We start from the raw sequence: 23,687 nt of genomic DNA, 5'->3' as shown, positions 1-23,687 counted from the left end.
CGGCTCAGCCGGCCGTGGGGTTGGGCAGCGACCTGGTGCTGTACCTCGAACGGCAGCCGAACATGGCGATATGTCCTCACTCAGGGTGTCCACGCCCTGGTTCGACGAGACCGGCGGCAAGAGTTCCTGGCTCCCGGGGTTACCTACCCCGGTGACAGTGGCGGGACCGCGCCGGATTCGCACCGGCTTCCTCTTCTGCCGCCGTACATGGCTCCGGCAGTCCACCACGGGCCCGGAACACCCGTCAACTTGCCGTTGACCTGGAAAGGAGGACTGTGCTGAGCCCCACACCACGACCGGATCGGGGCGACGAAAAACGCCCGCCCCGACCGTGACCACCGGTAGGGCGGCCACGGTCGGAGCGGGCGACGAGGAGGTGTCCGGGTGTCCGGCCGGATCAGGCCACGATCAGATAGATCCCGTACGCCACCACTGCCGTGCAGGCGGCGAAGCACGCGTACGCGCCGGTGACGGCCAGACCCGCCGACTCGCCCTGCGCGACCGCCCGTTCGCGGCGCGAGAGTCCGACGATACCGAGGGTGAACACGCCCACCATGGCCACGGTGATGACGAGGCTGACGCCGAAGACGGAGCCGAGGGCTGCCCAGTCGATCTTCATGTTGCTTCCTTCTGCTTCTCGCTACGACAGGCCCTGGTACCGGGAGCCGGACTCAGAGGGCCGTGGCCGACGGCTTGGCCGTGACCTCGGCCGGGGTCGGGATGGTCGCCGTCAGATCGTCGGCGATGGTGCCCGCCGGCGGCGGGGTCACAGCGGCGATGGCGGTCGTGACGATGCCCGCGGGTTCGGCGCTCCCAGCGTCCCCGGAGGGCTCGCCCTCGACGTGGTTGACGTTCGTGTGGTCGATCACCTCGCGGCGCGACACGACCCAGATCGCCGCACTCGACGTGATGAGGAAGACGGCCACCAGAGCCGTGCCCCAGTCGCCGAAGCCGGTGACGTACTCCGCCAGCGCGCCGACCAGGGCCGCGGCGGGCAGCGTCAGCCCCCAGGCCACGAACATCCGGGTCGCCGTCGACCAGCGGACCACGCCGCCCTTGCGGCCGAGGCCCGCGCCCATCACCGAGCCCGACACCGAGTGCGTGGTGGAGAGGGAGAAACCGAGGTGGGAGGAGGCCAGGATGACCGTCGCCGCGCTGGTCTGGGCGGCGAAGCCCTGCTGCGGCTGGAGGTCGGTCAGGCCCTTGCCCATCGTACGGATGATGCGCCAGCCGCCCAGGTAGGTACCGAGCGCGATGGCCATGCCCGCGGAGAGGATGACCCACACCGGGGGATCGGAGTCGGGGGAGACGGCGCCGCCGGCGACCAGGGCGAGGGTGATGATGCCCATCGTCTTCTGCGCGTCGTTCGTGCCATGGGCCAGCGACACCAGGCCCGCGGAGGCGATCTGGCCGACCCGGAAGCCCTTCTCCGCCGCCTTGCCCTCGGCCCGCTTGGCGCCGAGCGTGTACGACAGCCGGGTGGCCAGCATGGCCGCCATGCCCGCCACCAGCGGGGCGGCGATCGCCGGGATCAGCACCTTCGTCACCAGCACGTCGCCGTGGACGGCGCCCGTGCCCGCCGAGGCGATGGTCGCGCCGATCAGACCGCCCATCAGGGCGTGCGAGGAACTGGACGGCAGCCCGACCAGCCAGGTCAGCAGGTTCCAGAGGATCGCCCCGACCAGCGCGGCGAAGATCACCTCGGGACGGATACCGCTCTCGTCCACGAGGCCCTTGGAGATCGTGTTGGCCACCTCGACGGAAAGGAAGGCGCCCACGAGGTTGAGCACGGCCGACATGGCGACCGCGACCTTGGGCTTGAGCGCACCGGTCGAGATGGTGGTGGCCATCGCGTTGGCGGTGTCGTGGAAACCGTTCGTGAAATCGAACGCAAGCGCGGTGACGACCACGATCGCGAGGATCAGCGAGAAGCTTTCCATTTACCCAGATTTCTTCCGTACGGTATTGGCTCTTGGACCGTAGGTAACCTGGATGAACGGAAGGTGAACTGGTGGGGGATGCCGGGTGACCGAAAACGGAGCGCCGTTCCCCTGGAGTCGCAGGGCGGGCGGCGCCCGCCCTCGTCACCCCTTCGCGAACCGTTTGAGCTGGGCCGACGACCCGTTGAAGAGGTTCTGGTCGCCCGGCAGTGAGCCGCTGTTGTCGTACTGCCAGAACGTCCAGAACTTCCAGCCGCCGGACGGCAGGGTCCCTGGGTCGGACGCGTCGTAGCGGGCCAGCCACAGTGCGTGCTTCGAGGTGAAGGCGCTGCTGCTGTTCGTGCAGGTGTTCCACCAGTGGGCGGTCGTGTAGATGACCGGACGGCGGCCGGTCAGCCGGTCGACCTCGTCACTGAAGGCCGTGATCCAGCCGGCCATCTCCGCCTTGTCGAGGCCGTAGCACTTCTTCTTGCCGTACGGGTTGTACTCGACGTCGAGCGCGGGCGGCAGCGTCCACCCGTCCGCACGCCAGGCCCCGCCGTTGCGTACGAAGAACCGGGCCTGGGTGATGCCGGACGACTTGTCCGGCAGGGCGAAGTGGTAGGCCCCGCGGATCAGGCCGGCGGCGCGTGAACCGTCGTACTGCCGACTGAAGTACGGACTGCGGTAGGTGTGGGACTCGGTCGCCTTGATGTATACGAAAGTGGCGCCCTTCGCCTTCGCGGACCGCCAGTCGACGTCCTTCTGGTGCGACGAGACATCGTGCCCCTTCGGTTCGCCCGCCGCCGAGACCGGGACCTCCGTCAGGACGGTCCCTCCGATGGTGATCGCCGCCGCGGTGGCCGCGAGAGCGCGGGAACGGCGGCGGAAGGATCGAGGTAAGGGTCGGTGATCACGGGCCATGCGTCCCCCGGAATTGCTGCGCGCGTGACAAATCTCCAGGAGGCTACTGGAAGATCAACCGATTTCCTGCGTTCCCCGGCCAAAGCGCGCACACGCGCCGATGTACGCGCTTACGCGCCCTTACCGTCCCTGGAGTTGCCCCCTCCAGTGCCCTCGCCCGGCGTCGGCCCGGGACCGCGCCTGGCAGGATCGGGGCATGGCTGAGCGGCGACGGGACGAAAGCGACGTGCGGGACGACGTGCGGGGGGCGGGTACGGCACTTGGGCACGCCGGGTCCGACGAGACGGCGCGAGCCTGGGCCGGGCTCGTCGCGACGGCCCGCCGCACGGTGGCCGACGGCCTGGTGGTCGGCACCTCCGGCAACGTCTCCGTGCGTGTCGGGGACACCGTCCTGGTCACACCGTCCGGCGTGCCGTACGACCGGCTCACCCCCGGCGACATCGTCGGCGTCGACCTGACCGGCCGCCAGGTTCTCGGCACCCTGACCCCGACGAGCGAACTGCCCATGCATCTCGCCGTCTACCGCGCCACCGACGCCCGCGCCATCGTGCACACCCACGCCGTCCACGCGACCGCCGTCTCGACACTCGTGCGGGAGCTGCCGCTGATCCACTACATGGCGGGCGACCTCGGCGGCCCCGTCCGAGTCGCCCCGTACGCGACATACGGCACGGAGGAGTTGGCCGAGAACGTGCTCCGGGCCCTGGCCGATCGCGCCGCCTGCCTCCTCCAGAACCACGGCACGCTCGCCCACGGCGCCACCCTCGACCAGGCGTACGACCGCACCGCCCAGCTGGAGTGGATGTGCCGCGTCTGGCTGACGGCGTCCTCCCTGCCCGGACTGTCCCCGACGCTCCTGTCGGAGGAACAGGTGGGAGAGGCGGCGGAACGGCTCAAGGGGTACGGGCAGCGGGGGCAGTAGCGGGGGAGCGGCCTCACTCTCACCCCGTTCGCCCGCTTCTCCCACTGGCCGTCGGAGCGCTCCGCACGGAGACTGGGTCCGTGCGTCCAGTCACCGCGACGGCCGCTGCCGTCACCGCAGCCCTGGCAGCAGGCGCCGCCAGTGTCGCCGCCGGCCGCTACGCCAGCGACGCCGCCCTCAAGGTGCCCCCGGGCAGGCCCCTGCCCACCGAACCGCTGCTCACCGTGCACTCCACCGCCGCGGGCCGGGTCGTGCTCACGCGCGCCCTGGCCTCCCAGCGCCCCGGCACCTACGGCCTCGCCGGTGACGGAACCCACGCGGTCGTCGGTCCCGTCCTGGACCACGCGACCCACTCCGCGGACACCGTCGTACGCCGCCTCGAACGGGTCACCCACGGCACCCTGGAACCCCGCGACAAGGTCTGGCTCACCCCGAACGTGCACGTCGGCGACCCCGGCACCGCTCTCGGACTCGACCACCTCGACATCGAGATCCCCGGCGAGCTCGGCGCCCTGCCCGCGTGGTTCGTACCCGGGGCCCGCACCACCTGGGTGATCACCGTGCACGGCCTCGGCGCCACCCGCGAGCACGCCCTGAACGTGCTGCCGTTCCTGCATCGCCGGCGGTTGCCGGTCCTCGACCTCGCCTACCGGGGCGATCCCGGTGCTCCCCGGCCCCAGGACGGCCTCGGCCACCTCGGCGAGACCGAGTGGCGCGACCTCGACGCGGCGATCCGGTACGCCCTGAGCCACGGCGCCGAGCGCGTCGTCCTGTACGGCTGGTCCACCGGCGCCACCATGGCACTTCGGGCCGCCGCCCGCTCCGCGCTGCGCGACCGGGTCTCCGGGCTGGTCCTGGACTCGCCGGTGCTCAGCTGGGAGACCACCTTGCGCGCCCTCGCCACGGCCCGCCGCACCCCGGGCGCGCTGCTTCCGCTGGCCGTGCGGGCCGCCCAGGGCCGCACCGGGCTGCACGGTGGCTCCGAGGGACCCGCCGCCCAAGCCGCCGGCCCCGCCCGGCTCACCGTGCCGGCCCTGATCCTCCACGGGCCCGCCGACACGATCGCCCCGTGGGGTCCCTCCCGCCGGCTCGCGGCTCGCAGGCCCGACCTGATCACGCTGCACCAGGTCCAGGACGCTCCGCACGGCGCGATGTGGAACGCGGACCCGGCGACGTACGAGGAAACCCTGCGCCGCTTCCTGACCCCCCTGATGTAGGCGACCCGGCCGCCCGGCGGTCGACGGCCCCGGCCGGCGTCCACCGGGTATAACGCCTGGTCCGCAGCCCTTTGCCCACGCACCGCCGTACTGCACACCCCCTTCCGTTCAAGCCTGGACCACTGGCTAGAACACCCCCCTGAACCCCTACCCGAGCCCCCTCCCTCGGCCGGCCCTGTGGCCCGCCGTGGCATTCCGTTTGGGTTTTCGGACCGTCAACCGGAAGACTGCACCCGTGACGTCCCGTATCCCGCGCGACTCCAGGCTTCGACTTGTCCGCCCGCGACCCCTGGCCGCCGCCCCACGAGCGATGAACCAGCGGCGCTCGCGCCGCCCCGCCCCGCGTCCGCCCGAGGGGACACCGGCCCCGGCGGAACTGGCCAGAATGGCCCGCTCCGGTCTGGCCGGCGCGGCCCGCGTGGCCCGCTGGGCGGACCCCTCCCTGCGGCCCGGCCATGACGGAGGGTCCTCCGACGGCAGGGGCGCCCTGTCCGACGCCACCGCCGAACGGGCCGCCTCCGAACTGGGGCTGAGTCCGGATCAGGTCCGCCACGACTGGGACACCGCCCGGCTCGCCGGACTCGTCGAGGTGCACGGCGACATCGCGCGCCCCGGCTGGCGCCTGCGCGCCTGGAACCGCGACGACAGCGCCGTGCTGCGCGGCTGGGTCGCGCTCTTCGACGCCTGGTCGATCGCCCACCCGGAGGAGGCGGACCACGAGCCCGCCGCCGTCGCCGAGGTCGTCTCCGCGATGCCCCAGGTGCTCTCCTTCCTCCAACTGTCCGCGGGGCCCGTCCCCATGGAGCAGCTCCTGGACCTCCTGGAGCAGCGGGTCACGGAACTGCGCACCGAGCGCTGCGAGATCCCCTACGGCCCCCAGCCCGAGCCGGTGTCGCAGCAGCCCGAGGCGACTTCCGTCGAGGACACCCCGCTCGCTCCCCTCCTCGACTGGGCGCTGCACGCCCTGGCCTCCGTCGGCGCCCTCACCTACGGCGACGGCCACGCCACGCTCACCCCGCTCGGCAGCTGGGCGGTGTGGGTCAAGCTGGAGCAGATCTGCGTCGCCGCGCAGAGCCCGGCCGGCAACATCGAGCAGAACGCCGAGGACATGCTGCGCGGCTGCTCCCAGCTGCGTCCCAACGCGGCCCGCGCCGAGTACCGGGCCTGGCTCGCCGCCCGCCCCGTCGGCAGCGCGGTCGCCGAGCTAGTCGTCGCCGCCCGCGGTGAGGACGCCCTGCTGCGCGGTCTCGCCTTCGAGGCACTCCGGGTGGTCGGCGGCGCCGCCGAGCCCGAGGTGCGCGCCGTGACGGAGAAGACCCCGCTGCGGCCTTACGCCCTGCTGTGGCTGGCCGAGCACGACGGGATCGACCCCGAGGACGCCTACGAGGTGCTCACCCGCGAGGAGGCCACCTGGATGTGGGTCGACACCGCCGCGGCCGTCGCCGACCACGGCGAGGCGCCCCTGCTCGTGCGCCATCTGGAGTCCGCGGTGCAGCCGACCATCCCCGCGCTCCTCGACGAGGTGCGCGCGGTCGGCCACCCCCGCACCGTCCAGGTCCTGGTCGCCCTCGCCGCCGCCCACCCCGACCCGGCCCTCGCCAAGGCCGTACGCCGCGCCGCCTTCCAGGTGCACACCGGAGGCAACTAGGGCGGGCAGCCAGGCTCTGCCCGGGGCGGATGGAGAAGGTCAGGCCTGTATCTCGGGCGCGTATGTGCCGAAGCTCCAGATGTTGCCCTCGATGTCGCGTGCCATGTAGTCGCGCGAGCCGTATTCCTGGTCCGTCGGGGGCATCAGGATGTCCGCGCCGTGCTCCACGGCCTGCAGGTGGTGTGCGTCGACGTCGTCCACGACGACGTACACCCCGCACGGGCCCGCGTCCTTCATCGCCGTGTCGAAGACACCGCCACGGCCTTTCGAGCCGAGCATCACCGCGCCGTTGCCCTGCACCAGCTCGGCGTGCAGCACCGAGCCGTCCTCCCCCTCGTACACCGACGCCTCGGTGAAGCCGAAAGCCTCCGTGAGCTGCCGGATCGCCGCTTTCGCGTCCGCGTACACCAGTGTCGGGTAGACGCTGGGACGCCCGCCGCCCGTGCCTGCCATGCCCATCACACTCCCTGGGTCCCGCTGTCGGAAAACCGGAGACCGGACAACCGGAAACCGGAAACCGGAAACCGGAAAAAAACGGCCTGCGCCCAGTCTTGCACCGGCCACTGACAACGCCCTGGCAAGGCAGTCCCGCTCCCGTCCCGTCCCGCCCCGCTCAGCGGAACGTGTCGCAGCGGGCGGTGTCCCCCGTGTGGTACCCCTCGCGGAACCACTGCTGACGCTGCTTCGCCGACCCGTGGGTCCATGTCTCCGGTGTCACCCGGCCCTGGAAGCGCTCCTGGATGCGGTCGTCGCCCACGGCCGCCGCCGCGTCCAGGCCGTCCCGGATGTCGGCGTCCGTGAGGCTGGTGATCAGCGGGCGGCCTGTCGACTCGTCGTTCGTCGTGGTCGCGTGGTGGGCCCACACGCCCGCGTAGCAGTCGGCCTGGAGCTCCACCCGTACCGCGTTGCTCTTCGCGCCCGTACGGCCGTCCTGGGACCTGCCCAGGGTGCCCATGAGGTCCTGGACGTGGTGCCCGTACTCGTGCGCCACCACGTACGCCTGTGCGAACGGGCCGCCGTCGGTGCCGAACGTCGTCCGCAGCTCGTCGAAGAAGCCCAGGTCAAGATAGACCTTGCGGTCGCCGGGACAGTAGAACGGGCCCACCGCCGAGGTCGCCGTGCCGCAGGCGGTGGCCACCCGCTCGCTGAAGACCACGGTCGGCGACCGGGTGTACGTGTCCGGGCCGCGCGTGAACTCCGCGTCCCAGAAGTCCTGGACGCTGTTGACCACCGCCACGATGCGGCAGTCGTCCCTGGTGTTCGCGTCCCGGCCGGTACGGCAGGTCTGCTGCACCTGTGCGAGGGAGGAGGCGGTCGCCGTGGGCCCGTCGCCGCCTGAGGACAGGCCCAGCTGATCGGGGCCGACACCGAAGAACAGCCCCAGAAGGAGCGCGAGCAGGACGCCGATGCCACCCCCGACGGTCGCCCTGCCACCCGGGACCCGGCTGCCGCGTACGTCCTGCACCTCGGAGGTGTCGAGATCGGCGTCGTCGTCGAACTGCATGGCGTCATCCTGATACGCCGCCTGAGCTGCGGCGTCGGACGGAGGTCCGAACGGGGGACCCGTCTCGAACACCAGCACGCAGGGAAAGTGCTTGCACGACCCCGTTAGACTTGCCCCATGGCCATTCTCCTCGCGCATTAGACGGCGGGAACGTCCTCAGCCGCCCACCTTGCCAACAACCCCCGCCTGGAGTCTGTCCGTGATCTCCGCCTCCGGTATCGAGCTGCGCGCCGGTGCCCGTGTCCTCATCGAGTCCGCCACCTTCCGAATCACCAAGGGCGACCGCATCGGCCTGGTCGGCCGCAACGGCGCCGGCAAGACGACGCTCACCAAGGTCCTCGCGGGTGAGGGCATCCCCGCGGCGGGCCAGATCGCCCGCTCCGGCGAGGTCGGCTACCTCCCCCAGGACCCCCGCACCGGCGACCTGGACGTGCTGGCGAGTGACCGTATCCTCTCCGCCCGCGGCCTGGACACCCTGATCCGCAAGATGCGCGAGAACGAGCAGCGCATCGCCAACGGCTCGGGTGCCACACGCGAGAAGGCCATGCGGCAGTACGAGCGCCAGGAGACTGAGTTCCTCACCAAGGGCGGCTACTCCGCGGAGGCTGAGGCTGCCACCATCGCCGCGGCGCTCAATCTGCCCGACCGGGTGCTCGGCCAGCCCCTGCACACGCTCTCCGGCGGTCAGCGCCGCCGTATCGAGCTGGCCCGCATCCTGTTCTCGGACGCGGACACCCTGCTGCTCGACGAGCCGACCAACCACCTCGACGCGGACTCCATCGTCTGGCTGCGCGACTACCTGAAGACCTACCGCGGTGGCTTCATCGTGATCTCCCACGACGTCGACCTGGTCGAGACGGTCGTCAACAAGGTGTTCTACCTGGACGCCAACCGGGCCCAGATCGACGTCTACAACATGGGCTGGAAGCTCTACCAGCAGCAGCGCGAGGCCGACGAGAAGCGCCGCAAGCGCGAGCGCCAGAACGCCGAGAAGAAGGCCGCCGCGCTGAACGCGCAGGCCGACAAGATGCGGGCCAAGGCCACCAAGACGGTCGCCGCGCAGAACATGGCCAAGCGCGCCGACCGGCTGCTCGCCGGGCTCGACGCGGTACGGGTCTCCGACAAGGTCGCCAAGCTGCGTTTCCCGGAGCCCGCGCCCTGCGGCAAGACCCCGCTCATGGCGGAGGGCCTGTCGAAGTCGTACGGCTCCCTGGAGATCTTCACCGACGTCGACCTGGCCATCGACAAGGGCTCCCGCGTCGTCATCCTCGGCCTGAACGGCGCCGGCAAGACGACCCTCCTGCGGCTGCTCGGCGGCGCCGAGAAGCCCGACACCGGAGAGGTCATCGAGGGCCACGGCCTCAAGCTCGGCTACTACGCGCAGGAGCACGAGACCCTCGACCCCGAGCGCTCGGTCCTGGAGAACATGCGCTCCGCCAACCCCGACCTGGACCTGGTCGAGGTGCGCAAGACGCTCGGCTCGTTCCTGTTCTCCGGCGACGACGTCGACAAGCCCGCCGGCGTCCTCTCCGGCGGCGAGAAGACCCGCCTCGCGCTCGCGACCCTCGTGGTCTCCTCCGCGAACGTGCTGCTCCTCGACGAGCCGACGAACAACCTCGACCCGGCCAGCCGCGAGGAGATCCTCGGCGCGCTGCGCACGTACAAGGGCGCCGTCGTCCTCGTCACCCACGACGAGGGCGCCGTGCACGCGCTCCAGCCGGAGCGGATCATCCTGCTGCCGGACGGCGTCGAGGACCTGTGGGGAGCCGACTACGCGGACCTGGTGGCCCTCGCCTGAGGCTCTTCGGTGCTCATGGTCGCTTGATCGAATCGCTGATCCACTTCCTCTGGATCATTCGGCCGATCCGTGATCCATCATCTGAGTGAGATCTCCTCATACCGAGGTGTGTCCTACATTCATTTCGCGGCCGGGCCCTTCGTCGACAAGGGCCCGGCCGTCGCGCGTTCCTGACCAGGCACTTCGCGGAACAACTCGTTCGGCCGTACGGACAAGCCTGTGCGGAATCAGTGATTCCACTTGTGGGGACACGCTCCTGTCGTCAAAACCTTGTCGCACGGACCTTGCCGAATGGGTGGCCATGAGGCGCTCGAGGGGTGATCATGAGAGGACCAGAGCGCACTTCCGCACGAGGAGGCACGGGTGGCCGAGACTCTGAAGAAGGGCAGCCGGGTAACCGGCGCCGCGCGCGACAAGCTCGCGGCAGACCTGAAGAAGAAGTACGACTCCGGTGCGAGCATTCGAGCGCTGGCCGAAGAAACCGGTCGCTCGTATGGCTTCGTACACCGGATGCTCAGCGAGTCGGGCGTCACGCTCCGTGGCCGGGGCGGGGCGACACGGGGCAAGAAGGCCACTTCGGCCTGATCCCCGACGACTCGTCGGTTTCGATGGTGACCACCCGGTCGGTCTGCTGACCGGCCGGGTGGTTACTGTGCAGTCACTTAGGTGCGTCCCGTAAGGGGCACGCATCTGATCCGACCGCACTCATCGGAGGCGCCCCATGGCTTCGTTCGACCAGGACGTTGTTGGTCAAGGTCCCGAGGTTCCCGTACTCGACAAGGACGGCGTACGACTCACCGTCGACGACGCGGTCGCCACGGTGACGCTGACCAACGCCGCCAAGCGCAACGCGCAGAGCCCCGCTCTGTGGCGGGCGCTGGCCGAAGCGGGCCGGCTGCTGCCGGGCACCGTGCGTGTCGTCGTGCTGCGCGCCGAGGGCAGGTCGTTCTCGGCCGGACTCGACCGACAGGCGTTCACGCCCGAGGGGTTCGACGGCGAGCCGTCGTTCATCGAGCTCGCGCGCAGCGACGACGCCACCCTGGACGGCACCATCGCCGAGTACCAGGAGGGCTTCACCTGGTGGCGGCGCAGCGACCTCGTGTCCATCGCCGCCGTCCAGGGACACGCCGTCGGCGCGGGCTTCCAGCTCGCCCTCGCCTGTGACCTGCGCGTCGTCGCCGACGACGTGCAGTTCGCCATGCGCGAGACCAGCCTGGGCCTCGTCCCCGACCTGACGGGCACCCATCCGCTCGTCGGCCTCGTCGGCTACGCCCGCGCGCTGGAGATCTGCGCGACCGGCCGCTTCGTCCAGGCCGAGGAGGCCGTGAACACGGGCCTCGCCAACATCGCCGTGCCCGCCGAGCGGCTCGACGACGCCGTACGCGAACTGTCGGCCGCGCTGCTCGCCGCGCCCCGCGACGCCCTCGTCGAGACGAAGGCGCTGCTGCGCGGCGTCCAGGGCCGGACGTACGACGAACAGCGCACCGCGGAACGCGCCGCCCAGGCCCGCCGACTGCGGGACCTGGCGGGCGTCGGCGACTGACCCCCGCCCGCACCCGCTCATGAGGGGCCGCTGTCGGTGGGCGGCGGCCCCTGGTTTTCGTCTGTGGCGCACCTGTCCGCCGCTCGAACCGAGCGGCACGGCGGCTCAGGGCGCGGTCGCCGACGCCCGTTTCGCCTGCCTGCCGCATCCCCGGCGCGCGTTCGCCCGACCCCGCCTACTGTGGGCCGTGGAGGACGACCGAAAGGGATGTACGGCGATGACCGACATGACCCGGCGGAACAGGCCAGAGCAGCCCGGGAACGAGGGCGACGACCCGTCGGCCGACCCGCTCCTGAAGACGAACGTCACCAGACGCGGCGGTGGCGACCCCGCCGGCCGGGGGCGCACCACGATCGCCGACGGAGTCGTCGAGAAGATCGCCGGGCTCGCCGCCCGTGACGTCCTCGGCGTGCACGCCATGGGCAGCGGCCTGTCCCGGACCTTCGGCGTGGTCCGTGACCGGGTGCCGGGCGGTGCCTCGAAGTCCGTCAGCCGCGGCGTGAAGGCCGAGGTCGGTGAGGTGCAGACGGCCCTCGACCTGGAGATCGTCGTCGAGTACGGCGTCTCGATCGGCGACGTCGCCCGGGCCGTGCGCGAGAACGTCATCGCGGCCGTCGAGCGCATGACCGGCCTGGAGGTCGTCGAGGTCAACATCGCGGTGACGGACGTCAAGCTGCCCGAGGAAGAGGAAGAAGAACCCGAACCCCGGCTGCAGTGACGGATTCGGGGCATCGGAATGGGACCGGAAAAGGACCGGGAAGGCAGGGCAGCATGAGCATCGCCGTGATCGGCATGATCGCCGGAATGGCGCTGGGATTCGCCGGGTACTTCGGCGGCTTCGGCGCGTTCCTCCTGGTGGCGGCCCTGGGTGCCCTCGGCTTCGTCGTCGGCCGGTTCCTGGAGGGCGACCTGGACCTGGGCGACTTCTTCCGCACCCGCGACGACCGACGGCGCTGACGTCCCGTGGTCGAGGAGCAGTCCGGTGAGGAGCGGTCTGGACAGACCCGTACGCCCGGCAGGGCACCGGGGGCCGTGCCGCCGGGCGATCGCGGCGCCACCCGGATCGCCGACCGGGTCGTCGCGAAGATCGCCGCGCAGGCGGCCCGCGAGGCGCTGGCCGAGCTGCCCCCGGACGCGGTCCCTCCGCACGCCACGGTCGTCGTCCACCACGACAGGGCCCGCGTCCGCGTGAGCCTCGAACTCCCTTATCCCTCCGATATCGGTGGCCAGTGCGCGACCGTGCGTGATCGGGTCACTTCGCGGGTACACGGGCTGGCGGGAATGGATGTGCCGGAGGTCGCTGTGGAGATCGAGCGGCTGCACCTGACACCGCCGCACGCTGCGGCACCAGGGAAGGCACAGGGGAGGACGCGATGAGTGAGCCCCAGGACTTCGACGGCTCCGGGAACACCCAACGACTGCCAGTACTGGAGAAAACGAAAGACGCGGAGAACGACACCACGGGACCGGGGCGATCCTCGGCCGCCCCCGTCCACGACCCACTGCCCACGCTCGACGACACGTACGACGCCCCCGGCCACCGCTTCTGGTCGGCGCGCCGGATCCCCGCGGCCATCCTCGCGCTGCTGCTCCTCTTCGGCGCGGGCGCCTTCCTCTACGACATCACCGCCGTACGCGCCAACCGCTCCGCCATGAGCTGGCGCAGGTCGCTGGCAAGGCAGCTCGCGCAGCGCCCTCTCGACGACACCTGGGTCCTGGTCGGCGCCGGCATCGCCGTGGTCCTCGGCGTCTGGCTGCTCGTCCTCGCCGTCACCCCCGGCCTGCGCGGCGTCCTGCCGATGCGGCGCACCCACGCCGACGTCCGGGCGGGCCTGCACCGAGCCGCCGCCGCGATGGTGCTGCGCGACCGGGCTGTTGAGGTGTCCGGCATCCAGTCGGTTCGGGTCCGGATGACCCGTACCAGGGCCGACATCCGCGCGGTGTCCCACTTCCGCGAACTCGACGACGTACGGGCCGACCTGGACGACGTGCTCACCGACGCGATCAGGAGCCTCGGCCTGTCCCGGCCGCCGGCCCTGTCGGTGCGCGTTGCCCGCGCCGGCCGGAAGGGGTGAGGACGGATGCCGCGCATCGTCAACCGCGTACTGCTGGGGCTCACGGGCCTGGGCCTGATCGTCATCGGCGGCTCGGTCCTGGCCGTGGGGCTCGGCAGCCGATGGCCGACGTGGTGGATCCACGACGACCGCCACGACGTACTGCTGAGCAACGCCGAACGGACCCACTACCGGGACGCGGGCTGGTGGTGGCCGGCGGTACTCGCCGTCCTGGCCGCGCTGGTCCTCCTGTCCCTGTGGTGGCTGGCCGCCGTGCTCCGCCGACGCCGCCTCACCGAGGTGCTGGTCGACACGGGCGACGGGGAGGGCGCTCTGCTGCGAGGCCGGGCCATGGAGAACGCGATCGCGGGAGAGGCGGCCCGTCTGGAGGGCGTGCAACGAGCCCATGTCACCCTGTCAGGCCGCCGTACAGCCCCCGAGGCCCGGATCCAACTCCTCCTGCAGCCGCACGCGGCCCCGGGCGAGGCGGTAGCCCGTCTCACGACGGAGGCGTTGGCCAACGCCCGCGACTCGGCGGGCCTCAAGTCGCTGCCGACCGAGGTGGGTCTGCGGGGCGCGAAGCACTCGGCGGAAAGGGTGAGCTGAGCCGCGGCTCCCGGGAGGTCCGTTGTCAGTGGGGCGTGTCAGAGTCTGGGCATGCTCGAGATCGTGGTGAAGACGGAGAACGGGGAGCGGCACGTCCGTGTGTCCGCGGAGGAACTGGCCGGGCTGGTGCGGCGGATCGGCGGTGCCGGTGACCGGTTCCTGGTGGTCCAGCGGATACCCGACCTGCCCGACGTCTTCGCCCAGGTCTGGCACGAGGCCGGCGGGGACTACACGCTGGAGCACCGCGACGGTACCGCCGACCGGCACTTCCAGGTGCTGGTCGACGGTCCCGAAGGCGTGATCGGGGCGATGACCGGCTGGGCCCGGCAAGAGTCCGGGTGGCGCAATGATCCGGCCTGGTCGCCGGTGGACATGGGCCCCACCCGCGAGGTGCCGCCGCTCGACCTGGACGAGGGCGAGCGCGGGGACTTGGCGAAGCGCGTCCGTGAGGCGCTGGTCGGCGGCTACGCGGACCGTGCCGAACTGGCGGAGCTCGCCGAGGAGTACCTGGTCACCGCGGACCGTCGGCCCGTGTCGCGTGAGCAGGCGGCGGCGCTGGCCGACCGGATGTGGCTGGAGCGCGTCGCGGAGCAGGCCGAATGGAAGGGCGAGACAGACCCGGAACGACTCACCCGCGCGTTCACCGCCCTGCGGGAGGCCGGTATCACCGCCCGCGAGAACTTCACCTGCTGCCGCGGCTGCGGCCGGTCCGAGATCGGCGCCGAAGGCGGGACCGACGCCCGTGGCTTCGTCTACTTCCACTCCCAGTGCACGGACTCCGCCGCGGCCGGCCACGGACTGACACTCCTCTACGGAGGTTTCGACGGCTCGTCCGAGACCACCGCGGCCATCGGACACGAGGTCGTGGCCGCCCTGGCAGCGGCCGGTCTCCAGGCCGACTGGGACCGTGACCCCGACCGGGCCATCACCGTCAGCCCCCTGGAATGGCGCCGCCGTCTGGTCGGCTAGAGATCGCCTCCAGAGCCGATCAGGCCGGTGCCTCGCTCCGGTGGCCTGCGCCGACGCTGGCGGTCTTGGGGCCACCCGCTCCGCTGCCGGTGATGGCCGACGAGGAGGCGGGCCCCGGGCCCAGGGCGTCGCGGACGGCGGTCAGGATGTCCTCGGTGCCGGCGCCGATCGCTCGCGCCGCGGAGGTGAAATCGCGGGCCAGAGTGGTGAGTTGGTTGGTATCGAGCGGGTGCGGCCCGGACGGGAGCGCAGCGACCCGGGTGCCCGCGCCACGGCGGGTGCGGATGAGTCCGGCGGCCTCCAGCTCGTGGTAGGCCCGGGCCACGGTGCCCGGCGCCAGATCGAGGTCGACGGCGAGCTGGCGCACGGTCGGCAGGCGCTCACCCTCGGCCAGGCGGCCGGTGCGGATCAGCGCGGCCAACTGGGCGCGGATCTGCTCGTACGGCGGTACCTGGCTGGTGGTGTCGACGCGGACGGCGGGGTCACTCATCGTCGAGGACCCCGTCCTCGGCGGTCTCGTCGTCGACCGCCCGGGGCGCCACCACCGTGACCAGCGACCATCCGAAGGTGAACAGGCCAAGAAGGCCCAGGGGGCAGAGCGCCACTATGGTGGCGGCGCCCAGCGGGCCGGCGCAGGCCTTCTCGGTGAGCGCGACGAAGATCATCACCACGACGAGCAGCACCTGGGTCGACACCAGTAGCCCCCAGGCTCCGGTGATCGCCCACGCGCGGTCGCGGCGCTGCTGGTCGTCGCCCGGGCCGTGGGCGATACGGCGCAGGGCCCAGACACAGACGGGGGTGCCGACGGCGAGGGCGGCGAACATCGGGCCGCTGTAGTACAGGCCGGGCCAGGGCCCGAGGGATGTGCGCAGCCCTTCGCAGGTGATGGTGAGGACATGCCCCGCTCTGACTGTCCGGTCGGGGTCGGAGGAGGCCGTGACCGCACCGATCACCAGCAGGGTGACGAGGGACGCTGCCTGCAGAAGAAGCAGGGGCGCCATCCGGGGCGGTACCTGGTCCCGGACCAGGCGCGGGGCGAGACTCGCGGTGCGCACCGCTTCCTGGGGACGCAGGGTCAGGGCGTCGCCGAGCAGGACACCGCCCACCGCACACAGGCCGAAAGCCGTGATGGCGAACACGAGGGGCATCGCGATGTCGCCGCTGTGCATCGCGATCAACTGCTGTGCGACCACGATGCCGATGGCCAGACCGGACCAGCGGGCGTAGTACTCGGCGTGGTCGAGGAACCGGGACTGAATTGGAACGGTGTCGAGCATATGGAGATCCCCCCGGATCGTCTTGTATCAAGCAGTGGATACAAGATGCCCGGGCCGGGATCTTGTGTCAAATGCTCAGTACAAGATGAACAAGGGGAAGAGGTGCTTAGCGGTGCTCAGGGAGACACATCGGCCTGAGGCACGCTCGGCGGCGAGTCTCCTTCCCGGTGTTCGGGTCGCGTGCCGGGCAGCGTGCACCGGCTGACGTCGGGGCTGTCGGGCCCGCCTCGCCCCGTTGTCAGCACCAGGACCTCGTCCTCGGCGTTCCAGACGCGCCGTAGGGACTTGGTGGGGCACAGCTGCACGCTGTCGTGGGGGCGGAGCGTGTGCGGGTCGTGGACGCGGTAGCCGATCGCGCATTCGCCGCGTCCCAGCGCTGCCGCGACCACGGTGGCGAAGGAGGCTTCCCGGTCGGGCAGCACATAGTGGTCGGCTGTGCGCAGGGCGAGTGCTCCGCCGCGCACGGCGAAGATCTCCTCGAACACGGCGGCCAGTTCGGGGTTGTGCACGATCTGTGCCATCAGCAGGGCGGTGAGTTCTCCGCGAAGGACGACGTCGGACGCGCGGCCGAGCGGGGCGACCCTCCGGCTGCGGTGGTCGCGCATCTCGGCCACGACGGGCAGTACCCGGTGTGTCCTCTCCTCCCAGGACCGGAGGGTCAGCATGCTCAGCAGCGTCCGGTCGTCGGACCGTTCGGGACAGGTCTCCTGGTCCGCTCCGAGGGCGATGACACTGTCGTAGGCGCGGAGGTCGAGGCCGCCGAGGGTCTCGGGGGCGGCCGGGTCACCGGTTCGGTGCGCGAGGCGCAGCGCCGAGGGGTCTTCGAGGCCCGGGGTCCAGTCCGGTGGGGGGACGGCGTCCGCGGCGGTGACCACGTCGAGGACGGAGCCCGGCCGGGCGGTCCGGCGGAGGATGTCCACGATCAGCGGGGCCCGGCGGTTCCATCCCAGGAGCAGCAGCCGTGCGGGAGGGCCGGGCCGTGGGCGGGGTGGTGCCATGGCCGTGGTGTCGACCCGCGCGCGGGAGTCGGTGAGCGGGACGGGGCTGTCGTCGTGGGCGACGGTCACCAGCCGGTCCCCCGGTTCCAGCACGGTCCCCGGCGCCGGAGTGAGCAGCGGAGGGCCGTCCGCCCGCAGGAGTCCCACCACGCAGGACGCCTCCAGGCGCAGCGCCACGTCCTCGAAGGACAGTCCCGCTGCCTGCGGGATGTCGCTGACGTGGAACTCGGCTCCGGAGAAGTCCAGCAGGTCGCGCAGCACCGACGGCATCCCCGGGTGCCCGGCGGACTGGAGAAGCAGCCGCGCGGTGGTCCGGTCGGTCTCCAGGACGGTGCCGCGCGGTCCGGCGGCGAGCCGCGCGGCCGGCAGATAGCGCCCGTCGCATACGGCGGCCACCACGCGCGGGCCGTTCTCGGCGTGGACCAGGGTGCGCAGTGCCAGCAGGGTCCGTACGACCGTCAGGTCGCCGTCGGTGTCCTCGACGGGCAGTACCGTCACCGTCCGTGCCGTGCCCGGGGTGACCAGGGCCAGGGCGTCGGGGTCGGTCGGCGATCCGGTGCGGCATTCCAGGCGGACGCCGACGGCGGCTCCCAGAGCGGTGGTGAGGGCCGTTTCCATGACGGCCGGGTCCCGGTCCGCGAGGACGGTGATCACATGCCGGACGCCGACGGGGCGTGCGGCGATCAGCTCGGCGACCAGGGGGAAGACCTGGTCGGACCAGCCGAGGACCACCGTGTGGTCGTGTTCCAGGATCCGGGAGCGCCCTCGTCTCAGTTCCGTGAGCCGGTCTCCCAGGCCGGTGGTGACGACTCCGACGACCGTCGACACGCACAGCAGGGCGATCAGGCCGAGCAGTACGGACAGCAGCATGCGCAGGGGTGCGCCGGTCGCGGCGCCGAGGCGCAGGGTCTCCGCGCTGGTGCGCCATACCTGGGTGAGCCGGCCGGACAGGGAGTGCGGGGCGGCGGGGTCCGTCCACACCAGCAGGGCGCTGACGGGGACGACGATCGCCAGGCAGCACAGGGCGAGCCAGCCGAGCAGGGTTGTGGTGCTGCGGGCCAGTGTCCTGTCGAACAGGTAGCGCGTCCGGTGGTGTAACGGAGTTCGTTCCTGTCGCCGTTCCACATAAGCCCCCTGATCCCCGTGCCCGCCTCCGGAAGTCGAAGCGTGCCGGTCCCACCGTCCGCGACACGCCGCTCCACCGGGATCTTCATCCTTTCGGGCAGCGACACGGGCCCAAACCCGGGCGAGGCCGGACGAGGAGGAAGAAGCTCAGAACCCGTGCCGCATCCCCCCGTCGACAGGCACCATGACCCCCGTCAGATAGCTCGCCGCAGGCGACAGCAGAAACGCCGCCGTACGCCCGAACTCCTCCGGCCTGCCATATCGCCGCAGCGGAATCCGCGACTCGTTGGCGACCCGGGTCGCCCCGGGATCCGCGGACAGCCCGTCCAGCTCGCGCACGCGATCCGTGTCGATGCGCGCCGGCAGCAACCCCACCACCCGGATCCCGCGCGGCCCCACCTCGTCCGCGAGGGACTTGGCGAACCCGGCGAGCCCCGGCCGCAGGCCGTTGGAGATGGTCAGCCCCGGAATCGGCTCATGCACCGACCCGGACAGCACGAACCCGACGACCCCGCCCGCCTCCAGCTCCGACACCGCCGTACGGGCCAGCCGTACCGCGCCCAGGAACACCGAGTCGAACGCGGCCCGCCACTGCTCGTCCGTGTTGTCGGCGACGAACCCGGGCGCCGGCCCGCCCACGCTGATGAGGATGCCGTTGAAGCGCCCGAAGTGCTCGCGGGCCGCCGCGACGAGCCGCTGCGCGATCTCCGGGTCGGAGTTGTCAGCGGCAACGCCCACCGCACCCGGGCCCAGTTCGGCCGCGGCCTCCGCGACCGTCTTCTCGTCCCGCCCCGTGATGACCACCTTCGCGCCGTCGGCGACGAGTTCACGCGCGGCGGCGTTGCCCAGCCCACGGGTGGCTCCGGTGACGACGTACACCCGGTCCTTCAGTCCAAGATCCATGGTCCCTATCCTGCCTGCTCGTCGCCGTACAGGGCGAGGGCTGTGTTGACGAGGCCGATGTGGCTGAACGCCTGGGGGAAGTTGCCGAGCTGGCGGTCGGCGACCGGGTCGTACTCCTCCGCGAGGAGCCCCACGTCGTTGGTGACGCCGACCAGGCGTTCGAAGAGCGCGCGTGCCTCCTTCGTACGGCCGATCATGTGCAGGGCGTCCGCCAGCCAGAACGAGCAGGCCAGGAACACACCCTCGTCACCGGGCAGCCCGTCGACCACGGGACCGTCCGTGCTGTAGCGGCGTACGAAGCCGTTGTTCCCCAGTTCCTCACTGACGGCGTCGATGGTGCCGACGATCCTTGGGTCGTCCGCGGGCAGGAAGCCGACGCGGGGCAGGAGCAGCACGGCGGCGTCGAGTTCGCGGGAGCCGTAGAACTGCGTGAACGTGTTCCGCTCCGGGTCGTACCCGCGTTCGCACACCTCCTGGTGCACCTCGTCGCGCATGGCCCGCCAGCCTTCGAGGTCGCCGCCGCTGAGCTTCGGGTTGAGTTCGAGCTGACGCACCGCGCGGTCCGCGGCCACCCAGGCCATCACCTTCGAGTGCACGAAGTGCCGGCGCGGGCCGCGCACCTCCCACAGCCCCTCGTCGGGCTGCCGCCACGCCGTCCGGAGGAACTCCATCAGCGCGACCTGCACCCGCCACATGTGCGGCTTCGACGGCAGCCCCGAACGCCGGGCCAGCGCCAGCGAGTCGATCACCTCGCCGTACACGTCGAGCTGGAGCTGCCGTACGGCCGCGTTGCCGATCCGCACCGGGGCCGAGCCCGCGAAGCCGGGCAGCCAGTCCAGCTCGAACTCGGGCAGCCGGCGCTCACCGGCGAGCCCGTACATGATCTGGAGGTCAGCCGGGTCGCCCGCGACCGCCCGCAGCAGCCAGTCGCGCCAGCTCTCGGCCTCCTCGTGGTAGCCCGCCGACAGCAGGGCGTTCAGGGTGAGCGTGGAGTCGCGCAGCCAGCAGTAGCGGTAGTCCCAGTTGCGCACACCGCCCAGCTCTTCGGGGAGCGAGGTGGTGGGGGCGGCCACGATGCCGCCGGTCGGCGCGTACGTCAGCGCCTTCAGGGTGATCAGCGAGCGCACGACGGCGTCCCGGTGTGGCCCGTCGTAGGTACAGCGCGCCGACCAGTCCTGCCAGTCCGAGACGGCCGTGTCCAGCGCCTCGTACGGGTCGACGAACGGAGGATGCGGCTCGTGCGAGGGATGCCAGGTCAGCACGAACGCGACCCGCTCGCCCTCGGCGACGGTGAACTCCGAGTACGTGGTGAAGTCCCGGCCCCAGGTGCGCACCCCCTCGTCGGTGCGCAGCCACACCGAGTCCGGCCCCGCGACGGCCACCCGGTGCCCGTTGACCCGGCGCATCCACGGTACGACCGACCCGTAGTCGAACCGCAGCCGCAGCGTGCTGCGGACGGTCACCTCACCGCGTACGCCCTCGACGATCCGTACGAGATCGGGGGAGCGGTCGCGCTGGGGCATCAGGTCGGTGACGCGTACCGCGCCCTCGTCGGTCTCCCACTCGGTGTCGAGGACGAGGGTGCCGGGCCGGTAGGCGCGCCGGGTGCAGCGATCGGCGCCCTCCGGGGCGATCCGCCAGTGCCCGTTGCGCTCGTCGCCGAGCAGCGCGGCGAAACAGGCGGCCGAGTCGAAGCGGGGCAGACAGAGCCAGTCTACGGAACCGTTCATGCCGACGAGCGCGGCGGTCTGGTGGTCGCCGACGAGGGCGTAGTCCTCGATACGGGGGATACGGGGGATACGGTCATTCTTATGGGGGTGCACGACGTGCAGGTTCCCGCTGTGGGGCCCCGGCATTCGGGCGAGATCGTCCTGTCACCGCCGAGAATCCCCGGTTACGTCACACGGCCGGTCGCGTCACACGGCGGCGGGCTCGGCGTCCGGCGAATTCTGTGCCTCCCGCGCCGCCGCCTCGGCCTCCGCCCGGTCCCGGCGCTCGCGGCGCACGAGGATCACCCAGCCCAGGGGGACACCCGCGGAGAACAGCCACCACTGGATGGCGTAGGCGTAGTTCAGCGCGGCGTTCTCGTCGCCGGGTCGGCCCAGCAGCTCAGGGGTGCTGCCCTTCGGTTCGGGCGTCGTCAGCACGATGTAGCCGCCAAGCACCTCGGTGCCGAGCCGCCGGGCCTCCTGCTCGCTGTTGATCAGCATGACCTGCCGGTCCGGCAGCCCTTTGAGGTCCTTGATGCCACTCGCCGCGGTCGTCTCGGCGGGCATCAGGCGGCCGGTGACGGTGATCTCGCCCTTCGGGGGCGCCGGGATAGTGGGGAACGCGGTCTGGCTCGGCCCGTCCGAGGGGATCCAGCCCCGGTTGACCAGCAGGACCTTGCCGTCGTCGAGGACGAAGGGGGTCAGAACGTGGTAGCCGACCTCGTCGTCGGAGTTGGTACGCCGGCGGACGACGACCTCGTCGTCGGTGTCGAAGCGACCCTTCGCGCTGACGGTGTGGTAGCGCTCGCCGGTGGTGACGGTGTGTCCTGGGGAGGTCAGCTTCTCCACCGGCACCGGCTCGGCGGACAGCGCGTCGGCGACCAGCTGGTTGCGGGTGCTGCGCTCTTCGTAGCGGTGCATCTGCCAGATGCCCAGCCTGATCATCGTGGGGATGAGGACGAGGGCGACCAGCGTGAGGATCACCCACTGCCGGGACAAGAGGAAGCGGTACACCCCACTGACGGTACAACTCGCCCGTGGGGTGCAATCAGGGGGGTACGGACTCGGACGAGGACCCGCTCGGGCCCTCGCAGGCCTCCTCAGACCCTGTCGATGATCCCCACCCTCCCCTCCGCGCGTGCGCAGTGCGCCCCGCAGTACCAGTGGCCCTCGGCCTCGACGCCCTGCCCGATGATCTGGACCCGGCAGTGCTCGCAGATGGGCGCCATCCGGTGGATCGCGCAGGCGAAGCAGTCGAAGACGTGCACCGACCCCTGCGCGTGCACCTCGAAGGTCATCCCGTAATTGTTCCCGCAGACTTCACAACTGGCCATGCGCCACAGGGTGGGCCGTCGGTGGCGCCCGAGCGGGATGGCGCCGGGCGAGTCGGGCGCCAATCACCCGTCCGTACGGTCGTGACGGTCACACACCTGCCGCGGGTTCCACGTCCCGCAGCAGCTGCCCGAAGGCCGCCTCGTCGACGACCGGTGTGCCGAACTGCTGGGCCTTGACCACCTTCGAGGTCATGGAGTCGGGGTCGTTGGTGACGAGCAGGCTGGTCAGCCGGGACAGGCTCGTCGCGACATGCAGCCCTGCCTCGACGGCCCGGTCCTCCAGCAGGTCGCGCTCGACCGAGGTGTCCCCGGAGAACGCCACCCGCATGCCCTGCCTGAGCGGTTTGCCGTCCTCGTACCGCCCCGGGTTGGGGTACGGACACGCGGGCCGCTTGCGGGACGGCCGCCAACTGGTCGGCTGGTAGCCCCCGGAGCCTCCGTAACCACCGGAGGCCTGCCGCCCGATCTGCGGCCGGGTGGCGCCGGTCGCCGGCGACGACCACTCCGTCAGCGCCCGGCACTCCAGCAGCGGCAGCCGTACGCCACCCCGGGCCGCCGCGTGCAGACTGGGCCGGAACGCCTCGGCGAGCACCCGCGCGTCGTCCAGCGCGTGGTGGGCCCGCTGCTGGACCACCCCGAAGTGCGCAGCGAGTGTCTCCAGCTTGTGGTTGGGCAGCGGCAGCCCCAGCTCCTTGGACAGCGCGATGGTGCACAGCCGCTGACGCACCGGCGCCTCGCGCTCCGCGCGCGCGTACTCCCGGGCGATCATCGACCAGTCGAAGACGGCGTTGTGCGCGACGAGCACGCGGTCGGCGAGCCGGGACGCGAACTCCTCGGCGATGTCCACGAAGAGCGGGGCGCCCTCCAGGGCGTCACCCGTCAGCCCGTGGATCCACACCGGCCCCGGATCCCGCTCCGGGTTGACCGTCGTGTACCAGTGGTCCTCGACCTCACCGCGCGCGTCCAGCCGGTAGACGGCGGCGGAGATTATCCGGTCGTCCCGGGACAGACCGGTCGTCTCGACGTCAACGACCGCGTATCCCTGGGGATATGCGGTCGGCCACGGGGCGGGGGACGGCGTGGGCGTCAGGTCTTCGAGCATGGTCCCAGAGAATACGGGCCGCGACTGACAGTCCGTCGCGCACCCGTTGGTGGAGCCCACCAACAAGCAAGCGCGTACCGCCCTGAATACTTGTCAGTAACAACGTCTATGCGCCACCTGCGAGCCGCCCTAACG

At 71.4% G+C, this 23,687-nt stretch carries 24 protein-coding genes, 1 pseudogene and 1 riboswitch; of the genes and pseudogenes, 12 read left to right on the top strand and 13 right to left on the bottom strand.

The window, feature by feature from the left end; translation table 11 throughout:
* Window positions 1–97 precede the first annotated feature (97 nt).
* Window positions 98–241, bottom strand: a riboswitch (cobalamin riboswitch).
* Window positions 242–397: 156 nt separating this feature from the next.
* The 3 genes from G3I56_RS26290 to G3I56_RS26280 form a co-directional block, all read right to left on the bottom strand.
* A complete protein-coding gene (locus G3I56_RS26290) occupies window positions 398–619 on the bottom strand; it encodes a hypothetical protein (protein WP_164316328.1) in 222 nt (73 codons plus the stop codon).
* A 52-nt stretch (window positions 620–671) separates the two neighbouring features.
* Window positions 672–1,940 carry an inorganic phosphate transporter gene (locus G3I56_RS26285; RefSeq protein ID WP_164413051.1) on the bottom strand — a complete coding sequence of 423 codons (1,269 nt, stop codon included), beginning with the start codon at window positions 1,938–1,940 and terminating at the stop codon, window positions 672–674.
* Between the two features lie 144 nt (window positions 1,941–2,084).
* Window positions 2,085–2,843, bottom strand: coding sequence for a lysozyme (locus G3I56_RS26280; protein ID WP_164413049.1), 759 nt, complete (start codon window positions 2,841–2,843; stop codon window positions 2,085–2,087).
* A 196-nt stretch (window positions 2,844–3,039) separates the two neighbouring features.
* Between G3I56_RS26280 and G3I56_RS26275 the strand changes: the two genes are divergently transcribed.
* The 3 genes from G3I56_RS26275 (at window position 3,040) to G3I56_RS26265 (ending at window position 6,630) form a co-directional block, all read left to right on the top strand.
* On the top strand, window positions 3,040–3,765 hold the full coding sequence (locus tag G3I56_RS26275) for a class II aldolase/adducin family protein (RefSeq protein ID WP_164413047.1): 726 nt from the start codon (window positions 3,040–3,042) through the stop codon (window positions 3,763–3,765).
* 80 nt (window positions 3,766–3,845) lie between these two features.
* On the top strand, window positions 3,846–4,982 hold the full coding sequence (locus G3I56_RS26270; protein WP_164413045.1) for an alpha/beta fold hydrolase: 1,137 nt from the start codon (window positions 3,846–3,848) through the stop codon (window positions 4,980–4,982).
* A 235-nt stretch (window positions 4,983–5,217) separates the two neighbouring features.
* On the top strand, window positions 5,218–6,630 hold the full coding sequence (locus G3I56_RS26265) for a hypothetical protein (RefSeq protein WP_164413043.1): 1,413 nt from the start codon (window positions 5,218–5,220) through the stop codon (window positions 6,628–6,630).
* 39 nt (window positions 6,631–6,669) lie between these two features.
* Here the strand turns inward: G3I56_RS26265 and G3I56_RS26260 are convergent, their stop codons facing one another.
* Window positions 6,670–7,083, bottom strand: coding sequence for a VOC family protein (locus G3I56_RS26260; RefSeq protein WP_164316334.1), 414 nt, complete (start codon window positions 7,081–7,083; stop codon window positions 6,670–6,672).
* 160 nt (window positions 7,084–7,243) lie between these two features.
* Window positions 7,244–8,134: a neutral zinc metallopeptidase gene (locus G3I56_RS26255; protein ID WP_164413041.1), complete on the bottom strand. Its 891-nt coding sequence runs from the start codon at window positions 8,132–8,134 to the stop codon at window positions 7,244–7,246.
* 199 nt (window positions 8,135–8,333) lie between these two features.
* Here G3I56_RS26255 and G3I56_RS26250 point away from each other — a divergent pair, with 199 nt between their 5' ends.
* The 9 genes from G3I56_RS26250 (at window position 8,334) to G3I56_RS26210 (ending at window position 15,104) form a co-directional block, all read left to right on the top strand.
* Window positions 8,334–9,932 carry an ABC-F family ATP-binding cassette domain-containing protein gene (locus tag G3I56_RS26250; protein WP_164413040.1) on the top strand — a complete coding sequence of 533 codons (1,599 nt, stop codon included), beginning with the start codon at window positions 8,334–8,336 and terminating at the stop codon, window positions 9,930–9,932.
* A 363-nt stretch (window positions 9,933–10,295) separates the two neighbouring features.
* Window positions 10,296–10,517, top strand: coding sequence for a helix-turn-helix domain-containing protein (locus G3I56_RS26245; RefSeq protein ID WP_009337982.1), 222 nt, complete (start codon window positions 10,296–10,298; stop codon window positions 10,515–10,517).
* Between the two features lie 136 nt (window positions 10,518–10,653).
* Window positions 10,654–11,475 (top strand): enoyl-CoA hydratase/isomerase family protein, encoded by an 822-nt coding sequence (locus tag G3I56_RS26240; RefSeq protein WP_164413038.1) that lies wholly within the window; start codon window positions 10,654–10,656, stop codon window positions 11,473–11,475.
* Window positions 11,476–11,692: 217 nt separating this feature from the next.
* Complete coding sequence (locus G3I56_RS26235; protein ID WP_164413036.1) at window positions 11,693–12,193, top strand: Asp23/Gls24 family envelope stress response protein; 501 nt, start codon at window positions 11,693–11,695, stop codon at window positions 12,191–12,193.
* 53 nt (window positions 12,194–12,246) lie between these two features.
* Complete coding sequence (locus tag G3I56_RS26230; RefSeq protein ID WP_044472255.1) at window positions 12,247–12,432, top strand: hypothetical protein; 186 nt, start codon at window positions 12,247–12,249, stop codon at window positions 12,430–12,432.
* A 6-nt stretch (window positions 12,433–12,438) separates the two neighbouring features.
* Entirely contained in the window at window positions 12,439–12,852 is a 414-nt protein-coding gene (locus G3I56_RS26225; protein ID WP_164413034.1) for a hypothetical protein, read from the top strand.
* A complete protein-coding gene (locus G3I56_RS26220; protein ID WP_164413033.1) occupies window positions 12,849–13,550 on the top strand; it encodes a DUF6286 domain-containing protein in 702 nt (233 codons plus the stop codon). Before G3I56_RS26225 ends, G3I56_RS26220 begins: the two co-directional genes overlap by 4 nt.
* A 6-nt stretch (window positions 13,551–13,556) precedes the next feature.
* Window positions 13,557–14,135, top strand: coding sequence for an alkaline shock response membrane anchor protein AmaP (gene amaP / locus G3I56_RS26215; RefSeq protein ID WP_164413031.1), 579 nt, complete (start codon window positions 13,557–13,559; stop codon window positions 14,133–14,135).
* Window positions 14,136–14,186: 51 nt separating this feature from the next.
* Entirely contained in the window at window positions 14,187–15,104 is a 918-nt protein-coding gene (locus G3I56_RS26210) for a hypothetical protein (protein WP_164413029.1), read from the top strand.
* 115 nt (window positions 15,105–15,219) lie between these two features.
* Here G3I56_RS26210 and G3I56_RS26205 read toward each other — a convergent pair.
* The 8 genes and pseudogenes from G3I56_RS26205 to G3I56_RS26170 form a co-directional block, all read right to left on the bottom strand.
* Window positions 15,220–15,594 (bottom strand): annotated as a pseudogene (locus G3I56_RS26205) (GntR family transcriptional regulator); the annotation flags it as partial.
* The gene (locus tag G3I56_RS26200; RefSeq protein ID WP_164413025.1) at window positions 15,587–16,381 is read right to left on the bottom strand and encodes a hypothetical protein; all 795 of its coding nucleotides are present in this window, start codon (window positions 16,379–16,381) and stop codon (window positions 15,587–15,589) included. The pseudogene G3I56_RS26205 and the gene G3I56_RS26200, both read right to left, overlap by 8 nt.
* A gap of 116 nt (window positions 16,382–16,497) precedes the next feature.
* On the bottom strand, window positions 16,498–18,504 hold the full coding sequence (locus G3I56_RS26195; RefSeq protein WP_164413023.1) for an NAD-binding lipoprotein: 2,007 nt from the start codon (window positions 18,502–18,504) through the stop codon (window positions 16,498–16,500).
* A 147-nt stretch (window positions 18,505–18,651) separates the two neighbouring features.
* Window positions 18,652–19,407 carry an SDR family oxidoreductase gene (locus G3I56_RS26190; protein WP_164413021.1) on the bottom strand — a complete coding sequence of 252 codons (756 nt, stop codon included), beginning with the start codon at window positions 19,405–19,407 and terminating at the stop codon, window positions 18,652–18,654.
* Window positions 19,408–19,412: 5 nt separating this feature from the next.
* Window positions 19,413–21,230: a glycoside hydrolase family 15 protein gene (locus G3I56_RS26185; protein ID WP_343240054.1), complete on the bottom strand. Its 1,818-nt coding sequence runs from the start codon at window positions 21,228–21,230 to the stop codon at window positions 19,413–19,415.
* A 93-nt stretch (window positions 21,231–21,323) separates the two neighbouring features.
* Complete coding sequence (locus G3I56_RS26180) at window positions 21,324–22,130, bottom strand: SURF1 family protein (RefSeq protein ID WP_164413019.1); 807 nt, start codon at window positions 22,128–22,130, stop codon at window positions 21,324–21,326.
* An 86-nt stretch (window positions 22,131–22,216) separates the two neighbouring features.
* Window positions 22,217–22,450, bottom strand: a complete 234-nt coding sequence (locus G3I56_RS26175) for a hypothetical protein (protein ID WP_164413017.1) — start codon at window positions 22,448–22,450, stop codon at window positions 22,217–22,219.
* Between the two features lie 88 nt (window positions 22,451–22,538).
* The gene (locus G3I56_RS26170; protein ID WP_164413015.1) at window positions 22,539–23,552 is read right to left on the bottom strand and encodes a DEDDh family exonuclease; all 1,014 of its coding nucleotides are present in this window, start codon (window positions 23,550–23,552) and stop codon (window positions 22,539–22,541) included.
* Window positions 23,553–23,687: the final 135 nt, after the last annotated feature.

This window comes from Streptomyces sp. SID12488 (assembly GCF_010548275.1).
Lineage (GTDB): Bacteria > Actinomycetota > Actinomycetes > Streptomycetales > Streptomycetaceae > Streptomyces.
Note: the sequence above shows the minus strand (reverse complement) of the source record. Positions and strands in the feature narration are given on the sequence as shown.